Origin of the sequence: Bifidobacterium margollesii (assembly GCF_002860355.1) — a bacterium.
GTDB classification, from domain to species: domain Bacteria; phylum Actinomycetota; class Actinomycetes; order Actinomycetales; family Bifidobacteriaceae; genus Galliscardovia; species Galliscardovia margollesii.
Map to the genome: position 1 here is coordinate 45,842 of NZ_NMWU01000003.1, position 6,690 is coordinate 52,531.

The following is a 6,690-nucleotide window of genomic DNA, read 5'->3' on the forward strand; positions in this document are numbered from 1 at the left end:
CCGCGGAACAGTCCCCGTTGAACAGTCCCCGCGGAACCGCATGGTGTCGGCCGGGCCTTGCCATAATATTCGCGTGACGGAGAACACGGAACGTACGGAGAACACGGAACGTACGGAGAACACGGAACGTATGGGGAGCATGGAAACCATCGTCGGACGACTGGCCCCCTCGCCCACGGGTCGTATGCACATCGGCAACGTGTACGCCGCGTTGGCCGCATGGCTCGGCGTGCGCTCGCGGAACGGTCGTCTGCTGCTGCGCATCGAGGACATCGACACCCCCCGTGTGCGCAAGGACGCCGACCGGTGGATCATGGACGATCTGCATTGGCTCGGCCTTGACTGGGACGGTGAGCCGATCTATCAGTCACAACGAATCGACCGGTATGATCAGGCGATCGAACTGCTCAAACGCCGATCGGTCACCGAAGCCGATGGAATCACCGAAACCGGTGCATCGTCAACTTCGACCACCCCTCTGATCTACCCGTGCTTCTGTTCCCGGGCGGACATCAGGGCCGCCTCGGCGCCCAACGAAGGCGACGGGTTCATCGTATATCCCGGAACCTGCCGGCGCCTCGATCCGCAGATCCGCGCCGCACGGCTCGCCCGCGGCGATCGCCATTCCTGGCGCATCGCCATGCCGGCGAATCGAGTCGAGACCTTCGATGATCTGATCTTCGGCGCCCAGCGTTTCGATCTGACCCGGGAACTCGGTGACGTGGTGGTGAAACGCTCCGACGGTCTGTTCGCCTATCAGCTCGCCGTCACGGTGGACGACCTGCTCACCGGCGTGAACCAGATCGTACGCGGGCGGGATCTGCTGCGATCCACGGCCGTGCAGCTGTGGATCCGCGAGAATCTCATCGCCGCAGGATTCACCACACCGAGTGTGCCGCAGTCCCAGTCTCACGAAACCTCGCAATCTCCGCAACCGGCACGCCCGCTCCCGCAGTTCGCCCACCTGCCGCTGATCGACGACCCGACCGGTCGACGCCTCGCCAAACGAGACAAGGCATGGGATCTCGGAGCCATGCGTGAGGAAGGCATCGCCCCGCAGCGGATCATCGGATACTGCGCGTGGCTGCTCGGTCTGCGACCGACGGCGGCCCCCTGCACTCCCGATGAGCTGCTGCCGGGATTCTCATGGCGGCGAATCGCCACGAATCGTGCCGATCGACTCAGCGATCCGCACACCCTCACCCAACAGCCCTAAACGTCACCGATTACCGTTTCCGGTCGACCGTCATGGAGCGGACGGGTCCCCGCATCGGCTCCGTCGCGCTCGACGGAAACGACGCTGCCTGAAGACGGGGGTTCGCGGCGATGCGATTCTGTGACATAATCAGTAAATTGTGAGTGGATCACGGTGAATCATTTCGCGATGATGCGCCGCAATGCCATATTCCAGATTTCAGCCGGATTCCGAACGGAAGCCGAGCAAGACGCAAGGACGGGAGGCGACAGTGTTCGGCCGTTCTGCCCGCAAACCGCGACACGCCAGACATTCGGCGGCATCGACCGCGCTGGAGCGGGATACGTCGGTTTCGCAGCTCCCCGTTGACGACGATTCCGCAGTGCATACCCCCGTCTCCCGCACCCCAAACTCTCATACCCCCGTCTCTCATACCCCCGTCTCCCATCCCGAGAACGCTTTCAGCAACCGTCCGTTCCGTGAGGCCATCGACACCACCGACGTGATGACCGAACGCCGTTCGCTGCGTCTTCGACTGCTGCTCCTGCGCCTGCTGACCGCGATCCTGCTCATCGCCGCGATCTGCGTGGCGGGCTTCCCGCTCGCCCTGCAATGGCAGTCGTCCCAGCGTCTCGCCGAAACATCCGATGTCTCCGCTCAGCATGTGGCCGGCTGGCCATATCCGCAGGCCGAGGAGGCGTTCGCGGCCGCGCAGAAATACAACGAAAAGCTGGCGATCTCCGGTCAGCCGGTGCTTGGCGAGGCGGTCGATCCGTTCACCAGCGCCCAAGGCGGCTCGAAGGCGAAAAGCGAGGACTCCGCATCCGCGAAGGACAAGGAATACCAGTCGCTGCTGAACTCCGGCGACGGGGTGATGGGCACGATCCGCGTGCCGAAGGTCTCGATCAAACTGCCGATCTACCACGGCACGTCCGAGGAGGCGCTGGCCTCCGGTGCCGGACACCTCTACGGCACGAGCCTGCCGGTGGGCGGCAGATCCACCCATTCGGTGATCACCGGCCACCGCGGACTCGTGGAGGCGCTGATGTTCACCCGTCTGGACGAGATGAAGACCGGCGACTTCTTCTACATCGAGGTGATGGGCGAAACCCTCGGCTACAAGGTGGATCGCATCACCGTGATCGAGCCGAACGACACCTCGCAGCTGAAGATCGTGCCCGGCGAGGACCGCGTGACCCTGATGACCTGCACCCCGTACGGCGTGAACACCCATCGTCTATTGATTTCCGGCCACCGCGAGGCGATCCCGATCCCCGCGCCCAACCCCAACGACGTGCACGACGGTCGCAATCTGGCCGTGATCGTCGGCGTGGCGATCCTGATTCTCGGATGGCTGCTGGTCGGTCTGTTGCGCCGACTTCGCAGTATGCCGTGGCGGGCGATGCATCATGCCGCCGGCTGGCCTCGGCGCTGGTGAATTGGCTACCCCTTAATTCACTATCACAATTCACTACCCCTCAGACCCGCTTTGCGGGCCAGCTCCCCTGACAAGGGGAGCGGGGAGCGGAGGTGATGTGCAGTCCGGCTCGGGCCAGCTCCCCTGACAAGGGGAGCGGGGAGCGGAGGTGGTGTGCCCCGGCTTGGGCTGGCTCCCCTGACAAGGGGAGCGGGGGAGCGGGGGGTGAACGAATTTCTGACGCGCGGTACTAGACTATCGATGCGGAACTATCGATGCGGAAGACCGCGGACAGGGCGGTGGTCGAACGGCGGCATCACGGCCGGCAGCAATGCCCCCGGCCAACATCAGCGAAACAGCAGCGTAGGGGAGTGGAACGATGGTCGCATACATGGATCACAAGGATCTGGCGAACGAGACGATCGACGAGGAACGCGCACGGCAGATCACGGATGGCGTGCACAAGGTACTCGACGGGATCGCCGAGGCGGAATCGGCCGCCGGGCGCGAGGCGGGGTCGGTCACATTGCTCGCCGCGACGAAGACCCGCGACGTGGGCGAGATCATGGCGGCGATCGACGCCGGCGTGCGCGTGATCGGCGAGAACCGTCCGCAGGAGGTCGAGGTCAAGACGGCCGGGCTGACCAGACTGTGCGCGGACCGCGGCTTTGCGCTGGGCGCGGCCGCGAAGCGAGGCGCGACCCTCACCGCGCCGGCGTCGGACGACACGTTCCCGCTCGTCCCGTTGCCGTTCCACCTGATCGGGCAGCTGCAGTCCAACAAGATCAACAAGGTGTTGCCCAGCGTCACCACCATCGAATCGGTGGACACGCTGTCATTGGCCGAGAAGATCGCCCGGCGTGCGGTGGTGCGTGGCATCACCGTCGGCGTGCTGCTGGAGGTCAACGAATCTGGCGAGGAGTCGAAGTCCGGCTGCGATCCCGCCGAGGCCGTCGATCTGGCCCATCGGATCGCCGCGCTGGAAGGCGTGCGTCTGGAAGGTCTGATGACCATCGGCGCACATGTAAGCGACGAGGCGGTGATCCGCCGCGGGTTCGCCCATCTGCGCGAAACCCGTGACGCTCTGCGAGCCGATATTCCGTCGTGCCGCGAACTGTCGATGGGCATGACCCACGACATGGCGTTGGCGATCGACGAAGGCTCCACGATCGTGCGCGTCGGCACCGCGATCTTCGGGCCGCGCGCCTTCATCTGATCGGGCCCATCGGACGGAAGCGGTCGGGGTGGGATGCAGTGGGGATACACTGACCATATGAGAATCGCACGTTTTTCCGTTAACGACCGCCCCCAGTACGCCTTCGTGCAGACCGACGAAAACGACGGCAAGGACTACCTCGTCGCGCTCGACGGCTTCCCGCTGGGCGCCGCCGAAGTCAAGCCCACCGGCGAACGCTACGCGCTGGATGCCGACGGCGTCCGCCTGCTCGCCCCGATCATCCCGTCCAAGGTGTTCGGCCTGGCCAAGAACTATCAGGCCCACACCACGTTCATGGCCGAGAAGGGTCTTTCCGACATCAAGGTGGCCCCGGAGGAGATGGTGATCTTCACCAAGCCGTCCACCTCGGTGATCGGCCCCGACGATCCGATCGTGATCCCCTCGTTCTCGCATGACATGAACTTCGAGCCGGAAGTGGCCGTGGTGATCGGCCGCATCGCGAAGAACGTGCCGGTCGAGAAGGCCATGGACTACGTGCTCGGCTACACCTGCGTGAACGACGTGACCCTGCGTGACGTGCAGGGATTCGACCCGATGTGGACGCGCGCCAAGGGATTCGACACCTCCTGTCCGCTCGGCCCGTGGATCCAGACCGATCTCGACTGGACCGACGCCCGCATCGGCTTCACGCTCAACGGCGAATCCGTGCCCGAGGCCTCCGGCTCCACCGCCGGCCTGATCCACTCGATTCCGGCGCAGATCGCCGCGATCTCGCAGTTCTCCACGCTGCTGCCCGGTGACGTGATCCTCACCGGCACCCCGAACGCGTCCGGCACGCTGAAGCCGGGCGACGAGGCGATCGTCTCCGTGGAGGGCATCGGTGATCTGCGCAACGTGGTGGTCGCCGGCTGACCATCCTGCAAACCGACCGTATCGTCGGCTGACCATATCGCCGGCTGATCCTGCCGTTCCAGTGTTTCGTTTCGGCCCCGTTTCCCGTTTTCCGCGCGGGGATCGGGGCCGAATGATGTCTGCCAATCCGGTTTATAATCGTGGTGCTTGATCGCCGGTGTGTGGCAAACCGAACATTCGTATGCGCAAAGCTGCGTACGGGATTCGGGGGCACCTGCGGGATGATGAGCCCGGCCCTTCGGATCGTTTTCTGCCTGGCCCGTCAGCCAGTCGTTCCTAGAAAACGGTCATCTGAGAAGATCTAGGGAAATCATCATGTCTGTTATGTCCTCCATGGGCAAGCTTGTTTCCGGTAATCTGCGCAAGGCCGTGGCCATTATCGGTGCCGCCGCCATGGCGTTCTCGCTGGCCGCCTGCGGCTCGTCCAGCAACGATTCGTCCGCCGACTCCTCCGCGTCCGGCTCCTCCAGCTCGACCTCCCTGAAGAAGGTCACGTTCATGCTGTCGTGGGCGCCCGACACCAACCACATCGGCGTGTACGTGGCCAAGAACAAGGGCTACTTCAAGGATGCCGGCCTCGACGTCGACATCGTGGCCGTGGCCCAGGCCGGCGCCGAGCAGGCCGTGAGCAACGGCGTGGCAGACTTCGCGCTGTCGAACATGACCAACGTGGGCAACTACACGCTCAAAGGCGCGAAGATCAAGCAGGTCATGCAGGTGCAGCAGAAGCCGAGCGCCATCTGGTGCGCGCTGAAGAGCAACACGAACATCAAGTCGCCGAAGGACTTCGACGGCCGTACGTTCGCCACCTTCGGCTCCAACGAGGACGACGCCGTGCTCAAGCGCATGATTCAGCACGACGGCGGCAAGGGCCAGTTCGACAAGGTCACCGTCGGCACCTCCACCTTCCAGACGCTGAGCTCCGGCAAGGCCGACTTCGGCGGCTTCTACGCCACCTGGGAGGGTGTGCAGGCCGAGATGGAAGGCCCGGCGCTCAACTGCTTCACCGAGCCTGACTACGGTGTGCCCGGCAACGCGGATTCCATCGGCATCATCACCAACACCAAGACCATCTCCGACAACCCCGAGCTGGTGAAGAAGTTCGTGCAGGCCTCGCAGAAGGGCTACGAGTACGCCTACGAGCACCCGGACGACGCCGCGTCGATCCTCGTGAAGGAGGCTCCGGAAGCCAACCTCAAGCTCGACTTCGTGAAGCGGAGCATGAAGACCATCGTCGACGGCCAGTACTGGGGTGATCCGGCGAAGATCAAGGATGGTTCGTTCGTGCTCGGCACCAACGATTTCGTCGATACGCAGAAGTTCTTCGACTTCCTCGGAGAGAACCACACCTATGAGGATGCCAACGGCAAGCAGATCAACGACATTCCGCAGGCCAAGGAGATCGCCACCAACGAGTTCCTCGGCAAGTAGGCGTCGCGTCGCTCCCGCTGGCGGGAGCTGGACGCCGTAGGCGGACTGATGGTGGTCAGGCGGTGAACTGCGCCCCAATTGTTAGACGCGGTTTATTAAGGGTACCTGATCAGGCTGCGAGGGACATACTCCGGAATTCCTCCGGGGTGCGTCCCTCCAGCCGTCTCTGGCGTCGTCTGGTGTTCCAGTGGATGATGTACTCGTTCAGACCGGTCTCGAACTCCTCGTAGGAGGCGAACTCGCGGCCGGTGTAGAACTCGTCCTTGAGATGGCCGAACACCTGCTCGGTCGCGGCGTTGTCGATGCAGTCGCCCTTCCTGCTCATGGACTGGCGTATGCCCAGTTCCGCGAGACGGTCGCGCCACCACCGGTGCTGGTACTGCCATCCCATGTCGCTGTGGAGCACGGGATCGACGCCCTCGGGCAGACGGTCCTCGAGCATGGCGAGCAGCCTTCGCTGCTGGGCGAGGTCGGGACGCCGGCTTACGTCCCAGGCGACGATCTCCTTCGATCCCATGTCGTAGACGGGCGCCAGGTACGCCTTGCCGCCGGCGACCC

The 6,690-nt window shown here is 64.0% G+C and carries 6 protein-coding genes; 5 read left to right on the forward strand and 1 reads right to left on the reverse strand.

The features are described 5' to 3' along the window. Positions 1-148: 148 nt before the first annotated feature. The 5 genes from Uis1B_RS01225 (at position 149) to Uis1B_RS01245 (ending at position 6,132) form a co-directional block, all read left to right on the forward strand. Complete coding sequence (locus Uis1B_RS01225; protein ID WP_207763351.1) at positions 149-1,216, forward strand: glutamyl-Q tRNA(Asp) synthetase; 1,068 nt, start codon at positions 149-151, stop codon at positions 1,214-1,216. A 361-nt stretch (positions 1,217-1,577) separates the two neighbouring features. Then, on the forward strand, positions 1,578-2,633 hold the full coding sequence (locus Uis1B_RS01230; protein WP_423734844.1) for a class C sortase: 1,056 nt from the start codon (positions 1,578-1,580) through the stop codon (positions 2,631-2,633). Between the two features lie 358 nt (positions 2,634-2,991). Continuing rightward, entirely contained in the window at positions 2,992-3,828 is an 837-nt protein-coding gene (locus Uis1B_RS01235) for a YggS family pyridoxal phosphate-dependent enzyme (RefSeq protein ID WP_101614773.1), read from the forward strand. Between the two features lie 57 nt (positions 3,829-3,885). After that, on the forward strand, positions 3,886-4,701 hold the full coding sequence (locus tag Uis1B_RS01240) for a fumarylacetoacetate hydrolase family protein (RefSeq protein WP_101614786.1): 816 nt from the start codon (positions 3,886-3,888) through the stop codon (positions 4,699-4,701). A gap of 324 nt (positions 4,702-5,025) precedes the next feature. Further along, positions 5,026-6,132, forward strand: a complete 1,107-nt coding sequence (locus tag Uis1B_RS01245) for an ABC transporter substrate-binding protein (protein ID WP_243390199.1) — start codon at positions 5,026-5,028, stop codon at positions 6,130-6,132. Between the two features lie 109 nt (positions 6,133-6,241). Here Uis1B_RS01245 and Uis1B_RS01250 read toward each other — a convergent pair. Next, positions 6,242-6,690 (reverse strand): DDE-type integrase/transposase/recombinase (locus Uis1B_RS01250; protein ID WP_165782662.1); only part of this gene is annotated, 449 nt, incomplete at its 5' end.